This window comes from Streptomyces sp. NPDC058678, assembly GCF_042714835.1.
In the GTDB taxonomy this organism is placed as follows: domain Bacteria; phylum Actinomycetota; class Actinomycetes; order Streptomycetales; family Streptomycetaceae; genus Streptomyces.
This window is the reverse complement of sequence record NZ_JBHXSG010000089.1, coordinates 1-18,302: the sequence shown is the minus strand read 5'-3', so window position 1 is coordinate 18,302 and position 18,302 is coordinate 1. Positions and strand designations below refer to the sequence as shown.

At 70.6% G+C, this 18,302-nt stretch carries 17 protein-coding genes; 7 read left to right on the top strand and 10 right to left on the bottom strand.

Translation table 11 applies throughout. The annotated features are described in order from the left end of the window. Positions 1–114: 114 nt before the first annotated feature. From ACFWWR_RS43420 to ACFWWR_RS43410, 3 genes are all read right to left on the bottom strand, one after another. Complete coding sequence (locus tag ACFWWR_RS43420) at positions 115–1,140, bottom strand: PAC2 family protein (protein ID WP_383876064.1); 1,026 nt, start codon at positions 1,138–1,140, stop codon at positions 115–117. Between the two features lie 142 nt (positions 1,141–1,282). Then, the gene (locus tag ACFWWR_RS43415; protein WP_383876062.1) at positions 1,283–1,954 is read right to left on the bottom strand and encodes a FadR/GntR family transcriptional regulator; all 672 of its coding nucleotides are present in this window, start codon (positions 1,952–1,954) and stop codon (positions 1,283–1,285) included. Between the two features lie 169 nt (positions 1,955–2,123). Beyond that, entirely contained in the window at positions 2,124–2,867 is a 744-nt protein-coding gene (locus tag ACFWWR_RS43410; RefSeq protein WP_383876060.1) for a purine-nucleoside phosphorylase, read from the bottom strand. Between the two features lie 139 nt (positions 2,868–3,006). On the opposite strand from ACFWWR_RS43410, the gene mtnA reads away from it, so the two are divergent. Together mtnA and ACFWWR_RS43400 are read left to right on the top strand one after the other, a co-directional pair. Next, entirely contained in the window at positions 3,007–4,068 is a 1,062-nt protein-coding gene (gene mtnA, locus ACFWWR_RS43405) for an S-methyl-5-thioribose-1-phosphate isomerase (RefSeq protein WP_384309731.1), read from the top strand. Beyond that, entirely contained in the window at positions 4,065–4,259 is a 195-nt protein-coding gene (locus ACFWWR_RS43400) for a hypothetical protein (protein ID WP_383876057.1), read from the top strand. Before mtnA ends, ACFWWR_RS43400 begins: the two co-directional genes overlap by 4 nt. Before the next feature lie 62 nt (positions 4,260–4,321). Here ACFWWR_RS43400 and mtnB read toward each other — a convergent pair whose 3' ends face one another. The 3 genes from mtnB to ACFWWR_RS43385 are packed head-to-tail and all read right to left on the bottom strand — an operon-like array spanning position 4,322 to position 6,257. Further along, a complete protein-coding gene (mtnB, locus tag ACFWWR_RS43395) occupies positions 4,322–4,930 on the bottom strand; it encodes a methylthioribulose 1-phosphate dehydratase (protein ID WP_383876055.1) in 609 nt (202 codons plus the stop codon). Next, positions 4,927–5,661, bottom strand: coding sequence for an acireductone synthase (gene mtnC, locus ACFWWR_RS43390; RefSeq protein ID WP_383876053.1), 735 nt, complete (start codon positions 5,659–5,661; stop codon positions 4,927–4,929). Before mtnC ends, mtnB begins: the two co-directional genes overlap by 4 nt. Beyond that, entirely contained in the window at positions 5,658–6,257 is a 600-nt protein-coding gene (locus ACFWWR_RS43385) for an acireductone dioxygenase (protein WP_384309727.1), read from the bottom strand. The genes mtnC and ACFWWR_RS43385 overlap by 4 nt, the downstream gene beginning before the upstream one ends. Positions 6,258–6,863: 606 nt before the next feature. Between ACFWWR_RS43385 and ACFWWR_RS43380 the strand changes: the two genes are divergently transcribed. From ACFWWR_RS43380 to mtnK, 4 genes are all read left to right on the top strand, one after another. Continuing rightward, the gene (locus ACFWWR_RS43380) at positions 6,864–7,961 is read left to right on the top strand and encodes a substrate-binding domain-containing protein (protein ID WP_383876049.1); all 1,098 of its coding nucleotides are present in this window, start codon (positions 6,864–6,866) and stop codon (positions 7,959–7,961) included. After that, a complete protein-coding gene (locus ACFWWR_RS43375; protein WP_384309724.1) occupies positions 7,948–9,483 on the top strand; it encodes a sugar ABC transporter ATP-binding protein in 1,536 nt (511 codons plus the stop codon). The genes ACFWWR_RS43380 and ACFWWR_RS43375 overlap by 14 nt, the downstream gene beginning before the upstream one ends. A gap of 96 nt (positions 9,484–9,579) precedes the next feature. Next, positions 9,580–10,626, top strand: a complete 1,047-nt coding sequence (locus ACFWWR_RS43370; protein WP_383876045.1) for an ABC transporter permease — start codon at positions 9,580–9,582, stop codon at positions 10,624–10,626. A gap of 12 nt (positions 10,627–10,638) precedes the next feature. Then, the gene (gene mtnK / locus ACFWWR_RS43365) at positions 10,639–11,799 is read left to right on the top strand and encodes an S-methyl-5-thioribose kinase (RefSeq protein WP_384309723.1); all 1,161 of its coding nucleotides are present in this window, start codon (positions 10,639–10,641) and stop codon (positions 11,797–11,799) included. A gap of 99 nt (positions 11,800–11,898) precedes the next feature. On the opposite strand, the gene ACFWWR_RS43360 is transcribed toward mtnK, so the two are convergent. The 4 genes from ACFWWR_RS43360 to ACFWWR_RS43345 form a co-directional block, all read right to left on the bottom strand. After that, the gene (locus ACFWWR_RS43360; protein WP_383876041.1) at positions 11,899–13,515 is read right to left on the bottom strand and encodes an FAD-dependent oxidoreductase; all 1,617 of its coding nucleotides are present in this window, start codon (positions 13,513–13,515) and stop codon (positions 11,899–11,901) included. Positions 13,516–13,523: 8 nt separating this feature from the next. After that, on the bottom strand, positions 13,524–15,062 hold the full coding sequence (gene glpK, locus ACFWWR_RS43355; RefSeq protein ID WP_383876039.1) for a glycerol kinase GlpK: 1,539 nt from the start codon (positions 15,060–15,062) through the stop codon (positions 13,524–13,526). A gap of 78 nt (positions 15,063–15,140) precedes the next feature. Continuing rightward, positions 15,141–15,935 carry an MIP/aquaporin family protein gene (locus ACFWWR_RS43350; RefSeq protein WP_384309721.1) on the bottom strand — a complete coding sequence of 265 codons (795 nt, stop codon included), beginning with the start codon at positions 15,933–15,935 and terminating at the stop codon, positions 15,141–15,143. A 369-nt stretch (positions 15,936–16,304) separates the two neighbouring features. Then, the gene (locus ACFWWR_RS43345) at positions 16,305–17,069 is read right to left on the bottom strand and encodes an IclR family transcriptional regulator (protein ID WP_383876036.1); all 765 of its coding nucleotides are present in this window, start codon (positions 17,067–17,069) and stop codon (positions 16,305–16,307) included. Positions 17,070–17,354: 285 nt separating this feature from the next. Here ACFWWR_RS43345 and ACFWWR_RS43340 point away from each other — a divergent pair. Then, a partial coding sequence (locus ACFWWR_RS43340) for a homocysteine S-methyltransferase family protein (protein ID WP_384309718.1) occupies positions 17,355–18,302 on the top strand: 948 nt, incomplete at its 3' end.

Below are 18,302 nucleotides of genomic sequence, written 5' to 3'. Positions count from 1 at the left end.
CGCTTCGCCGTGTAGGCCAAACGGACTCCGTATACCTCTGTGGTGGGGGTGCACCTGTTCTCACGACCCACCCTCAAGGGCGGTGTGCCGGCCGGCACACCGCCCTCACTGGTCTCAGTCCTCCGGTGACGAGTCCTCGTCGTCCGCTTCGGCGTCTGCGTCTGTGCCTGCGTCCGCCGCGTCCACGTCCGGTTTCGGCGGCTTCGGCGGTTTCGCACGACCACCGGGGTTGTCCCGCAGGTAGGGCGTGCTGTCGCTGCCGTCGGCCGTGGCATGCCCGCCGGAGCCGCCCGGCCCGGACCCGTCCCGGCGCCGCAGATACCGCTCGAACTCACGGGCGATCGCCTCGCCCGACGCCTCCGGCAGCTCCGCGGTGTCGCGGGCCTCCTCCAGCGACTGGACGTACTCGGCGACCTCACTGTCCTCGGCGGCCAGCTGGTCGACGCCCACCTGCCAGGCGCGCGCGTCCTCGGGCAGCTCGCCCAGCGGGATGCGTACGTCGATCAGGTCCTCCAGACGGTTGAGGAGGGCCAGCGTCGCCTTCGGGTTCGGCGGCTGCGACACGTAGTGCGGGACGGCCGCCCACAGCGACACGGCCGGTACGCCCGCGTGCGTGCACGCCTCCTGGAGGATGCCGACGATGCCCGTGGGGCCCTCGTACTTGGTCTCCTCCAGATCCATGCGCTGGGCCAGGTCCGGGTCGGACGTGACGCCACTGACCGGGACCGGACGGGTGTGCGGGGTGTCACCGAGCAGGGCGCCCAGGACCACCACCAGCTCCACGCCCAGCTCATGGGCGAAGCCGAGGATCTCGTTGCAGAACGAGCGCCAGCGCATCGACGGTTCGATACCTCGGACGAGCACCAGATCGCGCGGCTTCTCGCCGCCGACCCGGACGACCGAGAGACGGGTCGTGGGCCACGTGATCTTGCGGACACCGCCGTCCAGCCACACCGTGGGGCGGTTCACCTGGAAGTCGTAGTAGTCCTCGGCGTCCAGCGCCGCGAACACCTCGCCCTTCCACTCCCGGTCCAGGTGCGCGACCGCGGCGGAGGCGGCGTCGCCGGCATCGTTCCAGCCCTCGAACGCGGCCACCATGACTGGGTCGATCAGCTCGGGAACTCCCTCCAGCTCGATCACCCAGCGCCTCCTTCCGACGTGCCCTCGCTTAACGACCCAACCTTACGGCGTGCGGCGGGGGCGCCCGCAGCCCCCTTGCACGGGGGAGTGAACGGATCACTGCCCCGATCGCCACCGTGGGACACCCCTCGTGGGGTGCTCCTCACAGGCTCGACCTGAGCCACTGCTCGACGCTCGCGATGTGCACGGTCGCCCAGGAACGTGCCGCCTCCGCGTCCCGGTCGCGCAGCGCCGCCAGGATCGCCCGGTGCTCGTGCAGGGTGCGGCTGACCGCGTCCTCCTGGGTCAGCCCGCGCCAGATGCGGGCCCGGGTGGTGGGACCAGACAGGCCGTCCATCAGGGAACACAGCACGGAGTTCCCGGAGCTCTGCACGATGCCGCGGTGGAAGTCCAGGTCACAGGCGACCAGCTCCTCCACCGACGGGCTGTCGCCCAGCTTGTCCAACTGTGCCGAGAGCGCGTCCAGTTGCTGCTCGCTGATCCGCAGGGCCGCCATCGCGGTCGCGGCCGGTTCCAGGATGCGGCGTACGGCCAGGAACTCCAGCACGGTGTCGTCGCGGTGGAAGTCGACGACGAAGCTCAGCGCCTCCAGCAGGAGCTGCGGGTCGAGGCTGGTGACGTACGTGCCGTCGCCCTGCCGTACGTCCAGGATCCGGATCAGGGACAGGGCGCGCACCGCCTCCCGCAGGGAGTTGCGGGACAGGCCGAGCTCGGCGGCGAGCTCGCTCTCCTTGGGGAGCCGGTCGCCGGGGCGCAGCGCGCCGGAGACGATCATGCCCTTGATCTTCTCGATCGCCTCGTCGGTGACTGCCATGACCGGCCTCCCTCGTGCCCATACCCTGCTGAGACATCGGATGTCTCAGCCACATTATGCGGTCCGCTCGGACAAGTGCCGCCGGACCGGAGATCACTGCCCTCATGAGGGTGGGACGAGGTGGGCAGCCGCGGCCCGCCGTGCGCCGGCAGGCCGATGGTCACGCCCGTTACTCCTCCGCCAGCAGCCGCAACGCCTCCAGCGACACGACGGCGCCCTTCCGGACGCCCGCCGCGACGATCTCCCGGTGCGGGTCGTACCCGCCGGTCATCTCCTCGTCGACCAGTTCGTCGGCGTTCACCCCGTCGACGACGAGGACGCCGCCCGCGACGAGCCCGCGCAGCGAGGCGGTCACGAACAGCGCCGACAGCTCCATCTCGATGGCCGCGAGCCCGGCACCGGCGTAGGAGAACAGTGGAAGGAGCCCCGGCTGGAAGGCCGCCCGCGTCCACACGATCCCCCGGTGGTGCGGGGCGCCCGCCGCGCGGGCCGCGCGCTGGAGCGCGAAGACCGCCTCCGGCGAGGAGACGGCCGGGAACTCCGGTGGCAGCAACTGCTGCGTGACCCCGTCGTCCCGCACGGCCGCCTCCGCGATGACGAGGTCGCCGTCCCCGATGCCGGGCTTCATCGCGCCCGCCGTACCGAACCGGATGAGCGTGCGCACCCCCGCGTCCGCCAGCTCCTGGAACAGCAGGATCGCGCCCGGCGCGCCCACCCCGTGCGAGGCGACGGCGACCGGCAGGCCCTTCCAACCGCCGCTGAACACACGGTATTCGCGGTGGTACGAGACCTCCTCGGCGGCGTCGAGGAGCGCGGCGACGGCCGCCGCGCGCGCCGGGTCGCCGACGACGACCGCGTGCGCCGGGAGGCCGGTGCGGGGTATGCGGGTGATGGGCGACAGGTCCAGCGTCATGAGGCGGCTCCGGAAGGAGTGGTACGGCGACGGCGGCGGGCCCTCGTGCAGGCGTACGGGAGGCTCGACACGTCGAACAGCGGTTCTCCGAGGTCATGTACGGTATGCGACACCCCCGGACCATCAGGAGTCTCCCGTTATGGCCCACGAACTGCGCGCCGTCGAATGGACGGGTTCCGGCATCGCGTTGATCGACCAGACGCTGCTTCCGCACCGCACCGAGACGCAGCACGTCCAGGACGTGGACACTCTGGTGGACGCCATCCAGCGCCTCGTGGTGCGCGGTGCGCCGGCGATCGGGGCGGCGGGGGCGTACGGCGCGGCGCTCGCCCTGCTCCAGGGGGAGCGGGAGGGCTGGACAGACTTCGAGATCCTCGCGGCCATCGCCCGCATCCGTGAGGCCCGGCCGACAGCCGTCAACCTCATGGTCTGCGTCGACCGGGTCACCGAACGCCTGCCCGAGGGGCTCGGTGCGATGCTGGAGGAGGCCGCCGCAGTCCAGCGCGAGGACGTCGAGGCCAACCGCGCGATGGGTGCGCACGGCGCCGACTGGCTGCTCGAACGGCTCGGCGCGGACCGCCCGTTGCGCATCCTGACCCACTGCAACACGGGCGCGCTGGCGACCGCCGGCTGGGGCACGGCCCTCGGTGTGATCCGCGAACTGCACGCGCGCGGACTGCTGGAGGTCGTCTACGCCGACGAGACGCGCCCCCTGCTCCAGGGCTCCCGCCTGACCGCCTGGGAGCTGGTCCAGGAGGGCATACCGCACTACGTCCAGGCCGACGGGGCCGCGGCCGGCACCATCCTGCGCGGCGAGGTCGACGCGGCGGTCGTCGGCGCCGACCGCATCGCGGCCAACGGCGACACGGCGAACAAGGTCGGCACCGTGGGCGTCGCCCTCGCCTGCGCGGACGCCGGCATCCCGTTCCTGGTCGCGGCCCCCACCACCACGGTCGACCTGGCCACCAAGACCGGCGACGACATCCACATCGAACTCCGCGACGAGGCCGAGGTGCTGGAGTGGGCGGGCGTACGCACCGCGCCGGCCGAGTCCCGCGGCCACAACCCGGCGTTCGACGTCACTCCGGGGCGGCTGGTGACGGGGCTGGTGACGGAACGGGGCGTGCTCGAGGTGTCGGCGGGGCAGGTGCCCGCAGAGCACCTGCGGGACGCCGGGACCTCGACAGGGGCAGGGGAATGAGCGTGATCGTGCTCGTGCTGCTCGGCGTGCTCGTACTGGTCGTCGCGGGGTGCGTCTGCGTCGTGTGGGCGTCGCGCGGGGGCCCGAGCTGGGTGCGCGCGGCGGCGACCGTCACGCTGGCGGTCGGTGAGCTGGTGCGCGTGTCGGGGCGGGGAGACCGGAGTTCGGGTCACAGAGGCGACGACGGATAGGACCTGTCCGGGCGGGAGGCCCGCCCGGACGGCGTACGGCGATGCAGAGGCGCGGTGGTGGGTCACCGCCGGCTGAGCTCCAACTCCAGCAGCCACTCCACCACTTCGGTGTGGTGCCGGGCCTGCCGCGGATCCGCGCCCCACACGTACAGCCCGTGCCCGGCCACGACCACCGCCGGCATCCGCGGATCGCGTGCCGCCTCCAGGCGATCCCCGAGGACCGACATGTCCTGGCTGTTGGCGATGACCGGCAGCGTCACCTCGACGTCGTGGGCGGGCTGGCCGACGCCCTTGAGCATCTCCACGTCCCTGAGGACGATCCCGTCCGGTTCACGGCGGCCCATCGCCACCGACGCCACCGTGTGCACGTGCACCACGGCACCGGCACCCGTCAGCGCGGCCACGCGCGCGTGCAGTTCGGCCTCGGCGGACGGCTTGCCGCCCTGCACCGCGGCGCCCCGGCCGTCGACCAACACCACGTCAGCGGGCGTCAGTTCGCCCTTGTCGTGCCCGCTCGCGGTGACCGCGAGCCGCAGCGGCTCACGGGACAACACCACGGACAGGTTGCCGGACGTCCCCCGCATCCAGCCGAAGGACGCGAAACGGGCGGCCTCGGCGGCGAGCACCGCCCCGGCCTCCTCGAGGTCGAGTGCGCTGATGTCCGCGGTCACGTGCTGCTCCCAGAAGTGCTGATGCTGATCTCGTCGAACGTCCCCGCCTGCGCGTGATCCCCGACGCCCTGCTCGTAGTACGGCTCCCCGGGCCGCCGGATCCCGACGGCGGACCAGCCGGCCTCACGGGCCGCGTCCAGCTCGCCCGGCCGGTCGGAGAGGAAGAGAAGACGGTCCCCGGCGACCCCGGCCGACTCGGCGATACGGCGATACGACTCCGGCTCCTGCTTGGGCCCCGCGTTCTCGGTGTCGTACAGACCCGAGACCAGGGACGTGAGGTCGCCCTCCGGGCTGTTGGTGAACCACGCCCGCTGCGCGGCCACCGACCCGGACGAGTAGACGTACAGCCGTACTCCCGCCGCGTGCCACGCCCGCAACGCCGGTACGACGTCGTCGTAGAAGTGCGAGACGAGGTCGCCGCTCGCGAAGCCCTCGGACCAGATGAGGCCCTGGAGCGTCTTCAGGGGTGTGGCCTTGCGGTCCTCGTCGAGCCACGCGTTCAGCGTCTTCTCGACGTCCGCGGCGTCGGCGTCCGGGGCGTCGATCAGCTCCCGCACCTGCCCGACCGCCCGTGCCACGTCGGGCTCGTCGCCCCGCTCGGTGAGCAGCGCGGCGAAGCGTGAGCGCGAGTACGGGTACAGGACGTCGACGACGAAGCCCGTGGCGCTCGTGGTGCCCTCGATGTCGAGCACCACGGCGTCCACGTCGAACCGCAGGCCCCGCACGCTCACGCGGCGGCCCGGTCCGCGGCGTAGCCGGCCGCGATCGTGTCGTAGTCCGGGAAGCGGGAGGCGATGGTGGAGCCGGTGAAGCTGCCGATCCAGCCGTCCTCCTCGTGGAAGAAGCGGATCGCGGTGAAGGACGGCTTCGTGCCCATGTCGAACCAGTGCGTGGTGCCGCGCGGCACGCCCAGCAGGTCGCCCTTCTCGCAGAAGACCGCGTGCACCTCGCCGTCGGCGTGCAGATAGAAGATGCCGGAGCCGGAGACGAAGAAGCGGACCTCGTCATCGTCGTCGTGCGTGTGCTCCTGGAGGAACTTCGCCCGGGCGGCCTTCGCCTTCGCCGGGAACTCCGGGTCGTCGCTGGGGTGCAGACCGAGCACGTCGACGGTGGTGAAGCCCTCCTCGGCGTTCAGCCTCTCGATCTCAGGGCCGTACGCCGCGAACACGGTGTCGCTGTCGGCGTCGAAGGGGACGTCCTCACGGATCGGCCACTGCTCGTAGCGCACGCCGAGCGGCTTGAGCGCCTCGGCGATCTCGGCGGGGTCCGAGGTGCGGCGGACCAGGGTCTCGGGGCCGGACTCGGACCAGGTGGTCAGCAGGGTCATGGCAGCAACTCCAGGAGACGGGAAGGAAGTCCGGAGACCGAGACGGTCAGCGGACATCCGGAGAAGGGAGGGGGAGTGGGGGGAGGGGGCGAGACGAAGGGCAGCGGGCGGCGGCGGACAGGTGCTCAGCCGCGACACGCTGCGCCGGTACAGCACCGCATGCAGGGCATGCGCGTCGCTGTCGCGGGTGGTGTCGTCATCAGGGCCTCACTGTGCCGGGGCGGGTGCCGGTTCCGTGATGGTAACTCCCGGCCGTGCGGCCACCAGGTGTGACGTAGTCGGCGTCTCACCCACTGAGAATCGGCTTCCATTGCTTTGACGCATGGCTGAAAACGTTCCCATGATCTGCATATGAAGACGCTGCTGCTCGTGCGGCGGCTGTACGTGGACTTGCTCCGGTCGACCACAGCCCGCTGTCGCTGACCACATCCGGAGCCCCGACGCGCCCTGCCTTCCCGGGTGTTCGCCGCCTGCCCGCGTGATGGCGCATCTCCGTCGTCCCTGGTGCGTTGCCGTCGTCCCTGGCGCACTGCCGTCGTCCCCTGCTCCGGGTCACGCACTCCTACCTTCACTCACCTTCGCACCACCCCGCACCTGGAGCCCCGCATGTCCCGTACCCGCCTCCCCCTCGCCGCGCTCTCGCTGGCCTCGGTCTCCGCCCTCCTCCTCGCGGGCTGCTCGCAGTCCTCGGACGCCTCCGAGGGCAGTGGCGACTCCGCGGCCCCGGCCGCCGCCGCCACCGGCAAGAAGCCCGCGCCCTTCAGCGCGGGCGCCGTCAAGGTGGCCCTGGTCCGGCAGAGCGGCGCCGGTGACTACTTCGAGCAGTGGGGCAACGGTGCCAAGGCGCAGGCCAAGGCCCTCGGCATCGACCTGACCGTGTACGACGCCCAGGCCGACAACGCCAAGCAGGCCACCGACCTGTCCTCGGCCATCAACTCCGGCGCGAAGGCGATCATCATCGACCACGGCTTCCCGGCGACCATCCAGCCGGAGATCGACAAGGCCGTGAAGAAGGGCATCAAGGTCGTCGTCTACGACGTCGATACCTCGACCGAGGGCGTCGTCAGCACCGAACAGGACGACGCCAGCATGGCCCAGGCCGTCCTCGACGTGATGGCCGAGAAGGTCGGCAAGGACGCCAAGGTCGGCTACGTCAACGTGGCCGGTTACGCCGCCCTCGACAAGCGCGACAGCGTCTGGAAGAAGACGGCCGACGCGCAGGGCTGGAAGCAGGAGTTCAAGGTCGGCAAGGTCACCGACTCCACGGCCACCGACAACGTTCCCCTGGTCTCCGCCGCGCTCACCCAGCATTCGGACGTGGCCGGCGTCTTCGCCCCCTACGACGAGCTCGCCAAGGGCACCGTCCTCGCCGTGCAGAACAAGAAGCTCCAGGACAAGGTGAAGGTCTTCGGCGCGGACGTCTCCAACGCCGACATCCAGAACATGACCGCCGCGGGCAGCCCGTGGGTCGCCACGGCGGGCACCGACCCGTCCGCGGTCGGCGCCGCCGTCGTCCGTACGACCGCCCTGGAACTGGCCGGTGAGCTGAACAAGGCCACGGTGTCGTTCCCGGCCGTCGCCATCACCCAGGACTTCCTGCGCGAGAAGAAGATCGCGAACATGGACCAGCTGCGGGAGGCGCTGCCCGCGCTGAACCTCTCCAAGGTCAGCACCGCGGACTGGATCTCCAATGTCGCCCACTGATGAAGCCACGGCGGTGCCTCCCGCCGTCGGTCTCACCGACGTCAGCATGGCCTTCGGCGGCAGGACGGTCCTCGCCGCCGTCTCGCTCGACATCGCCCCGGGCAGCGTGGTCGCGCTGCTCGGCGCGAACGGGGCCGGCAAGTCGACGCTGATCAAGATCCTGTCGGGCGTCCACACGGACCATGGAGGAGAGGTACGGGTGGACGGAAAACCGGTCACCCTCAACTCTCCTCTTGCCGCCCGGCAGTTGGGCATCCAGACCGTGCACCAGCGCATCTCCGAGGGCATCGTGCCCGGCCTGACGGTCGCCGAGAACCTGGTCTTCGAGGAGCTTGCGCAACGGCGCGGGAACCCGTTCGTGAACGGTGGGCGGGTCCTCGCCCGCGCCCGTGAGATCCAGGCGTCCCTCGGCCTCGGCTGGAGCGACTCGCTGCTCAGGAAGGACGTCACCGAACTCGGTATCTCCGACCGCCAGTTGCTGGTCCTCGCCCGCGCCCTCGCGACCCGCCCCCGCCTGCTGATCCTCGACGAGCCGACCTCGGCGCTGTCGGCGGCCGAGGCGGAACGGCTCTTCGCCCTCGTCGAGAAGATGCGCGACGACGGCATCGCGGTCCTCTACGTCTCCCACCGCCTGGGCGAGATCGACGCGCTCGCCGACCGTCTGGTCGTCCTGCGGGACGGCCGTCTCACCGAGGACCAGACCAGACCCTTCGACTGGGACGCCGCCCTGCGCGCGATGCTCGCCCAGGCGCAGGAGGCGACGACGGCCCGCCCGGTCCGGGAGGGCGAGCAGGGAGACGTCGTCCTCTCCCTGCGCGATGTCCGTCTCCTCGAGGGCCGGGCCCCGCTCGACCTCGACCTCCGCACCGGCGAGGTCACCGGCGTGGTGGGCCTGCTGGGTGCCGGAAAGACCGAGCTGGCGCGCGGCCTGTTCGGCGCGGAACCGTTCCCGGCGGGCACGGTCGAGCTCGACGGGAAGCCGTACGAACCCCGCCGCCCCGCCGACGCCATCCGCGGCGGGATCCACCTGGTCCCCGAGGACCGGCACGCCGACGCCCTGGTCCCCGGCTGGTCGGTGGCGCAGAACATCTCCCTGCCGTTCCTCAAGTCCCTGTCGAGGGGCGGACTCGTGAGCCGCTCCCGTGAGGACGCGCTGGGCCGCGAGGCCATCGACGCCCTCGGCGTCGTCGCCCGCGACGAGCACAGCACCGTCGAGGAGCTGTCCGGCGGCAACCAGCAGAAGGTCGTCGTCGGCCGCTGGCTCGCGAAGACCCCCCGCGTCCTCATTCTGGACGAACCGTTCCGAGGCGTGGACATCGGCGCCCGCCGGGACATCGCCCGCCGCGCCCGCGCCCTCGCCGCGGAGGGCGCCGCCGTGCTCGTCCTGTCCGCCGACGTCGACGAGGTCCTCGAGGTCGCCGACCGGGTCGTCGTCCTCGCCGCCGGCGAGATCCACCTCGACGCGTACGGCGAGGACGCGGAACGCGACCGCGTGATCCAGACCATCGCCGTCTCCGTCTGAGTCCCTCTGACACCGGCCGCCGAGGAAGAGCACTCCATGACCACCCGAAGCACCTCATGACCACCCGAAGCACCTCATGACCATCGGAAGCACCTCATGACCACCACGCAGAGCACCGAGGTCCCCACCAAGGCGGCGCTCCCGCCCGCGACCTCCACCGCCGTACGCGTCCAGAACGCCGTGATCAAGTACGGCTTCATCTTCGTCACGGTCGCGCTCTTCTTGTACTTCGCGCTGAGCGAGGGCTCCTTCCGGGAGTCGGCGACCCTTCTCGACACCCTCCGCTACGTCTCCGTCGCCGCCATCCTGGGCCTCGGCGTCACGCTCACCATGGCCGTGGGCGGAATGGACATGTCGGTGGGCGCGGTCGCCGGCCTCGGTGTCTCGGTCGCCGCGCAGACGATGGTCGTCTTCAACCAGGTCGGCACGGTCGCGATCATCGCGGTGCTGGCCGCGGGCGCGCTGGCGGGCCTGCTCAACGCGCTCCTCATCGTCGTACTGAAGATCCCCGACATGCTGGCCACGCTCGGCACCATGTTCGTCATCCAGGGCAGCAAACTCATCCTGGTCGACGGCCAGTCCATCACCCCGGGCATGACGATGTCCGACGGCTCCACCGCGCCCGGCAGGTTCACCGAGGGCTTCCTGCGCATCGACCGCGGCACGCTCTTCGGCATTCCCGTCTCCGTGCTGATCTTCGGGGCGCTCACGGTCGTAGCCTGGGTATTCCTCGCCCGCACCCGCTGGGGCCGTGTCCTGTACGCCATCGGCGCCAACCCCGAGGCCTCCCGCCTGGCAGGCATCCGCGTCGGCGCGTACCGGGCCCTGGCATACGTCCTGTCCGGCGTCCTCGCCTCCGTCGGCGGCCTGATCCTGGCGTCACGGATCGGCCAGGGCGACGTCTCGGCCGGCACGTCCCAGCTCCTGGAGGCTGTCGCCGTGGCCCTGGTCGGCACGTCGGTGCTGGGCCGCGGACGTCCGAACGTCTGGGGCACGGCCCTGGGCGCGGTGCTCATCGGCATCATCACCACCGGCCTGACCATCAAGGGACTGCCGTACTACACGCAGGACGTCGTCGAGGGCGCGGTCCTCATCCTCGCCCTGGTCTTCAGTTTCACCCTGTCCAAGCGCCGTACCGCATAGAGGAATTCAGACATGGGCTACCGCATCCTGGAGACCGACGACATCCCCGGCTACCTGCACGAGCGGGGCCACTGGGCGAACCCGGACGACATCCACGTCCGCGAGGTCTCCGACGGCAACATGAACCGGGTGTTCCTGGCCTCGTCCGCCGACGGCACCCGCAGCCTCGCCGTCAAGCAGGCCCTGCCGTGGGTCCGGGTCGCAGGCCCGTCCTGGCCGATGAACCCCGACCGCGCCGACGCCGAGGCCCGCGCCTACGAGCAGCTCGCCAAGGTCGCCCCGGACAAGATCCCGGCGGTCCACGGCTACGACCCCGAGAACTACGCGCTCGTCATGGAGGACATGTCCGACCTGGAGGTCCTGCGCACCCTCCTCAACGAGGGCGCGGCGTACGGCCCGCACACGTCGGCGAGGATCGGCGAGCTGGTCGCGCAACTCTCCTTCACCACCAGTGACTTCGGCATGCCGTCCGCCGAACGCAAGGCGCTCGTCGCGGCCTCCGTCAGCCCTGAGCTCTGCAAGATCACCGAGGACGTCGTCCTCTCCGAGCCGTACGTCGAGCACGAACACAACCACTGGCACCCGGGGCTGGACGACCTGGCGGCCCGGTTCCGCGCGGACGCCCGCCTGCGCACCGAGGTCGCCGACCTCCGCCACACCTTCATGACCAGCGCCCAGGCCCTGCTCCACGGCGACCTGCACACCGGCAGCGTCATGGTCGGCGAACGCGAAGGCGCCCCGGTCGTCCGGGTCTTCGACCCCGAGTTCTCCTTCGTCGGCCCGATCGGCTACGACCTCGGCCTGTACTGGGCCAACGCGCTGGTCTCGGAGGAACGGGCCCGCGCTCTCGGTACCCTGAGCGACCACGCCGACCAGCTCCGCCTGTCCTGGGAGGCGTTCGAGGCGGAGTTCCGCCGCCTGTGGCCGACCCGCGTCGACACGTTCTTCGACGACGCCTACCTCGACCGCTTCCTGCGCCGCGTCTGGACGGAGTCCGTCGGCTACGCCGGCACGGAGATCGTCCGCCGCATCATCGGCTTCGCCCACCTGACCGACCTGACGACACTGCCGGACCCGGTCCCCGCGTCCCGCCGCGCCCTGCTGCTGGGCCGCGAACTGATCGTGCGCCGTACGGAGTTGACGACACCGGACCACATCCGCACGCTGGTCTGACGGCCGGCAGCCGGTGCCGGCCGACGTCGAACCACTCCATCGGGCACGCGAAAGGGGCGGCTCCGTCGGCGTGGAGCCGCCCCTTTCGCGTCGTACCGCCTACTCCTTGTCCAGCAGGTCCTGGACCTTCGCGCGGACGTCGTCCGTCGCCAGGCCCCGGATCGTCAGCGTCGTACGGCGGCGCAGCACGTCGTCCTGCGTCTCGGCCCACTCGTTGTCACGGGCGTAGACGACCTGCGCCCAGATCTCCGGGGCGTCCGGGTGGACGCGCTCGGCGAGCTCCGGGTTGTCGTTGGCGAGGCGGGCGATGTCGAAGGCCAGCGAACCGTAGTGCGTGGCCAGGTGCCTGGCCGTGTCCGCCCCCATGCGCGGACCCGGCGCCGGGTGGTCGACGAGGAGACGGTGGGCCACCGCGCGCGGGTTGGCGACGCCCGGCAGCGGCAGCTTCTTCGGCAGCGAGGAGATCGGCTCGAAGTCGTCGCCCAGCGGGTGTCCCGGCAGCGCCTCCAGCTTCTGCATGACAGTACGGCCGATGTGCCGGAAGGTCGTCCACTTGCCGCCCGCGACGGACAGCATGCCGCCCTTGCCCTCGGTCACCACCGTCTCGCGCTTGGCCTTCGCCGTGCTGCCGGGGCCGCCCGGAAGCACGCGCAGACCCGCGAAGGCGTACGTGATGAGGTCACGGTCGAGCTGCTGGTCGCGGATGGAGAACGCGGCCTCGTCGAGTATCTGGGCCGTGTCCTTCTCGGTGACGGCGACGTCCGCCGGGTCGCCCTCGTACTCCTCGTCGGTCGTGCCGAGCAGCAGCATGTCCTCCCAGGGGAGGGCGAAGGTGATGCGGTACTTGTCGATCGGGGTGGCGAGTGCCGCCTTCCAGGGGGAGGTGCGCTTCAGGACCAGGTGCGCGCCCTTCGACAGCCGGATGGACGGGGCGGAGTTCGGGTCCTCCAGCTTGCGCAGGTGGTCGACCCACGGACCGGTCGCGTTGAGCACCAGACGGGCGTTCACACCGAACTCGTCACCGGACTGGCGGTCGCGCAGCTCCGCGCCCGTCACCCGGCCCCTGGTGAAGCGCAGGCCGGTGACCTCGGCGTGGTTGAGGACGACGGCGCCCGCCTCGACGGCCGCGCGGACCGTCATCAGCGCCATCCGGGAGTCGTTCATCTGGTCGTCGCCGTACACGGCCACGGCCTTGAGGTTGTCGGTGCGCAGCTCGGGCACGTCCTGCGCGGCCTTCGACGGCGAGAGCAGGTGCCCGACGCCGTCACCGAAGGCCGACAGGGCGGAGTAGGCGAAGACGCCCGCCCCGAGCTTCGCCGCGCCGTGCGGCCCGCCCTTGTACACGGGGAGGTAGAACGTGAGCGGGTTCGCCAGGTGGGGGGCCACCTGGCGGGAGACCGCACGGCGCTCGAAGTGGTTCTCCGCCACCAGCCGCACCGCGCCGGTCTGCAGGTAGCGCAGACCGCCGTGGAGCAGCTTGGAGGAGGCGGAGGAGGTGGCGCCGGCGAAGTCTCCGGCGTCGACCAGAGCCACCCTGAGGCCGGACTGCGCGGCGTGCCAGGCGGTGGAGATGCCCAGGATGCCGCCGCCGATGACGAGAAGGTCGTACGACGCCTTGGAGAGCTGCTCCCGGGTCTCGGCTCGGCTCGGATTCGAGCCGAAGGCCGGGCGCGTACCGAGGGCAGGCAGGGACTGCAGGGTGGACTGACTGGTCATTCGGGTTCTTACTCCTCGTCCTCGAGCCAGCCCATGGTCCGCTCGACGGCCTTGAGCCAGCTCTTGTACTCACGGTCGCGGATGTCCGCGTCCATGCGGGGGGTCCACTCGGCGGCCCGGCGCCAGTTGGCGCGCAGGTCGTCGGTGCTGGTCCAGAAGCCGACGGCGAGGCCGGCGGCGTAGGCGGCGCCGAGGCAGGTGGTCTCGGCGACCATCGGACGCACCACGGGCGCGTCCAGGAAGTCCGAGAGCGTCTGCATCAGCAGGTTGTTGGAGGTCATGCCGCCGTCGACCTTGAGTGCCGCGAGCTCGACACCGGAGTCCTTGGTCATGGCGTCGCTGATCTCACGGGTCTGCCAGGCGGTGGCCTCCAGCACGGCGCGCGCGATGTGCGCCTTGGTGACGTACCGGGTGAGGCCGGCGATCACACCGCGGGCGTCGGGACGCCAGTACGGGGCGAACAGACCGGAGAAGGCCGGCACGAAGTACGCGCCGCCGTTGTCCTCGACCGAGAGCGCGAGCGTCTCGATCTCGGCGGCGGTGCTGATCAGGCCCATCTGGTCGCGCATCCACTGCACCAGCGAACCGGTGACGGCGATCGAGCCCTCGAGGGCGTAGACCGGCGTCTCGTCGCCGATGCGGTAGCCGACGGTGGTCAGCAGCCCGGAGTACGAGTTGATGATCTTGTCGCCGGTGTTCATCAGCATGAACGTGCCGGTGCCGTACGTCGACTTGGCCTCGCCCTCGGCGAAACAGGTCTGCCCGAACAGGGCCGCCTGCTGGTCGCCCAGCGCGGAGGCGACCGGGATGCCGCCGAGCAGGTCGCCCAGCTTGCCGCCGGTGATCTCGCCGTACACCTCGGCGGAGGAACGGATCTCGGGCAGCATCGCCAGCGGGACGCCGATGGACTCGGCGATCTTCGGGTCCCACTCCAGCGTGTGCAGGTTCATCAGCATGGTGCGGGAGGCGTTGGTGACGTCGGTGACGTGCCTGCCGCCGTCGACACCACCGGTCAGGTTCCAGATGACCCAGCTGTCCATGGTGCCGAAGAGGATGTCGCCGGCCTCGGCGCGCTCACGCAGGCCCTCGACGTTGTCCAGCAGCCAACGGGCCTTGGGACCGGCGAAGTAGGAGGCGAGCGGAAGGCCGGTCTCGCGGCGGAAGCGGTCCTGGCCGACGTTGCGGCCGAGCTCCCGGCACAGGGCGTCGGTGCGGGTGTCCTGCCAGACGATGGCGTTGTGGACGGGCTGGCCGGTGTTCTTGTCCCAGAGCAGAGTGGTCTCGCGCTGGTTGGTGATGCCGATGGCCTTGATGTCGTCGCGCGTGATGCCGGCCTTCGCGATCGCCGAGGCGACGACCTCCTGGACGTTGGTCCAGATCTCGGTGGCGTCGTGCTCGACCCAGCCCGGCTTCGGGAAGATCTGCTCGTGCTCCTTCTGGTCGACGGAGACGATACGGCCGTCCCGGTCGAAGACGATGCAGCGGCTGGAGGTGGTGCCCTGGTCGATGGCGGCGATGAACGGGCCGGCGGTGTGGGCGTCGGTCACTGTGTGCTCCTGGAAGTCCGTGGTTAAGGGGCTGTACGTACGGCGCGTGCGGTCTGGCTCGCTGAGAGCCGGGCGCTCCTAAGCAAATGCGACGTTGTAGATGCCTGCAGCGATGGCGCCGCCGATCAGCGGACCGACCACCGGGATCCAGGCATAGCTCCAGTCGGAGCCGCCCTTGTTGGGGAGGGGCAGGAGGGCGTGCACGATACGCGGACCGAGGTCACGGGCCGGGTTGATCGCGTAGCCGGTCGGACCGCCGAGGGACAGACCGATGGAGACCACCACGAGCGCGGTGATCAGGGCGCCCAGGGTGCCGAGGCCGTCGCCGTTGGCGTTCAGGCCCTGCGTGAGGACGGCGAGCACCAGGACCACGGTGCCGATGATCTCCGTGGCGAGGTTCTGCCACACGACGCGGATCTCGGGGCCGGTGGAGAAGATGCCCAGGACCGGGCCCGCGCCCTTCTCCTGCGCCTCGACGGCCTTGGCCGTGGTGGCCTGCGCCCCCGGACCGCCGACGATCTCCCTGTCGGTGAGGTGCGCGTGGAACTGGCCGTAGTAGGCGACCCAGACCAGGGTCGCGCCGATCGCGGCGCCGAGCAGCTGGCCGGCCCAGTAGACCGGGACGTCGCTCCAGTCGCCGTCCTTGATGGCGAGGGCGAGCGTCACCGCCGGGTTGAGGTGCGCCCCGGAGAGCGGCGCCGAGGTGTATACGGCCGTCAGTACGGCGAAACCCCACCCGAAGGTGATGGCGAGCCAGCCGGCGTTGCGTGCCTTGGAGGCCTTCAGCGTGACGGCGGCGCAGACGCCGCCACCGAGCAGGATGAGTATGGCGGTACCGATGGTCTCGCCGATGAAGATGTCGGAGCTGGACACCCGCGACTCCTTTGTCCTTCGTCCAGGGAAAGCAGAACCCCGGGTCCCTCCGGTGGTTCGCGTGCCCTCGGGGGTGAGGGCGATGCCGGCCCTTGGCGTTGTCACACTCTAGCGCGTATTGCCGGTAGGTGTTCGACAATGCCGACCGATGGACGGGAGTCTTGCTCCGGCGTTACGCGCACGTCAAGAGCTCTGTTGGCGAAAACGCGATCGTTATTGATTGCCACGAGTTATCGATCTTGAGTTCGATACGGACGGCTGCAGAGTGGGCACACTGTGTGCCGATCTGACGGTTTGCCCCGTTGTGTCAGGTTACGACTGAGGGCCGGTACGTCGACTCGACGTACCGGCCCTCAGTCGTACGGATGCTCAGAACCGCCCGGCGCCCAGGTCCCGCGACACCGCGCGGGCGCAGTCCCGCACCGCGGCGATCAGCTCGGGACGCAGTTCCCCGTCCCGGCACAGCCGCTCCACGGCCCCGGTGATGCCGACCGCACCCACCGGCATGCGCCGCCGGTCGTGGATGGGCGCGGCGATGGACGCGACGCCTTCCCAGGTCTCCTCGACGTCGGCCGCGTATCCACGCGCGCGCGTGATGTCCAGGATCTGCTCGAACTCGTCGAGATCGCAGACGGTCCGGTCCGTGAAGGGCTTGCGGTCGCTCTCCAGTGCCTCGCTGTGCGCGACCGGGTCGTAGGCCGACAGGACCTTGCCCAGCGCCGTGCAGTGCAGGGGCTGCATGGCCCCGATCTCCAGCACCTGCCGGCTGTCGTCCGGCCGGAAGACGTGGTGCACGATCAGCACGCCCTGCTGGTGCAGCACGCCCAGATGGGTGCTCTCCCCGCTGGAGCGGGCCAGGTCGTCCGTCCACACCAGGGCACGGGCCCGCAGCTCGTGCACGTCGAGATAGGTGGTGCCCAGGCGCAGCAGCTCCGCGCCCAGCTGGTAGCGGCCCGAGGCGTCGTCCTGCTCCACGAATCCCTCCTGCTGGAGGGTGCGCAGAATGCCGTGCGCGGTGCCTTTGGCGAGGCCCAGCGACGAGGCGATGTCCGAGAGGCCGAGCCGCCGCTCGCCGCCCGCGAGGAGCCGCAGCATCGCGGCCGCCCGTTCGAGCGACTGGATGTTCCGTGCCATCGCCGTTCCGCCTCCGTCCCCTTCGACCGCCGTTCCGCGACGCTCGCTGCCGCCGTTCGGCAATGTCGAACACTACCGGTCCATGCCGACCTCCCGCTAACGGTCGGTCCGAATCTGTTGCGTCACTCGTATCCCCTGAGTGACCCTGCCGCCATCCTCGTCCGCCCCGTGGACGCCCTGCCCGGCAGACCACCGGCCCGGTTACCCTGGTCGGCGTGCGTCCCCGGGAGAGTTCCAGCGGGTGACGCAAAGCCGACAGCCGTCGCACCTCGAGGGAGCCCTTACATGGCCTCTGTGCCGCTGACCCCTTCCGCCGACAGCCGGACTCGTGTGTCCGCACTCCGAGACGCGCTCGCCTCCCGTGTGGTGGTGGCCGACGGGGCGATGGGCACCATGCTCCAGGCCCAGGACCCCACGCTGGAGGACTTCGAGAACCTCGAAGGCTGCAACGAGATCCTGAACCTGACCCGCCCCGACATCGTCCGTTCCGTCCACGAGGCGTACTTCGCCGTGGGCGTCGACTGCGTCGAGACCAACACCTTCGGTGCCAACCACACGGCCATGGTCGAGTACGACATCCCCGACCGCGTGTACGAGCTGTCCGAGGCCGGCGCCCGGATCGCCCGCGAGACCGCCGACGAGTACGCCGCCCGCGACGGCCGCACGCGCTGGGTCCTGGGCTCGGTGGGCCCGGGCACCAAGCTCCCCACCCTGGGCCACATCGCGTACCCGACGATCCGCGACGGCTACCAGACCAACGCCGAGGGCCTGTTGGCCGGCGGCGCCGACGCTCTGATCGTCGAGACGACCCAGGACCTGCTCCAGACCAAGGCCTCAGTGATCGGCGCCCGGCGCGCGATGGAGGCGACCGGTGTCGAGGTTCCCCTTGTGGTCTCGATGGCCTTCGAGACGACCGGCGTGATGCTGCTGGGTTCGGAGATCGGTGCGGCGCTGACCGCGCTGGAGCCGCTGGGTATCGACATGATCGGCCTCAACTGCTCGACCGGCCCGGCCGAGATGAGCGAGCACCTGCGCTATCTCACCCGCCACTCCCGCATCCCGCTGCTGTGCATGCCGAATGCCGGCCTGCCGATCCTGACCAAGGACGGCGCCCACTTCCCCCTGGACGCGGAGGGGTTGGCGGACGCGCAGGAGACTTTCGTCCGTGACTACGGCCTGTCTCTGATCGGTGGTTGTTGCGGTACGACGCCGGAGCATTTGCGGCAGGTGGTG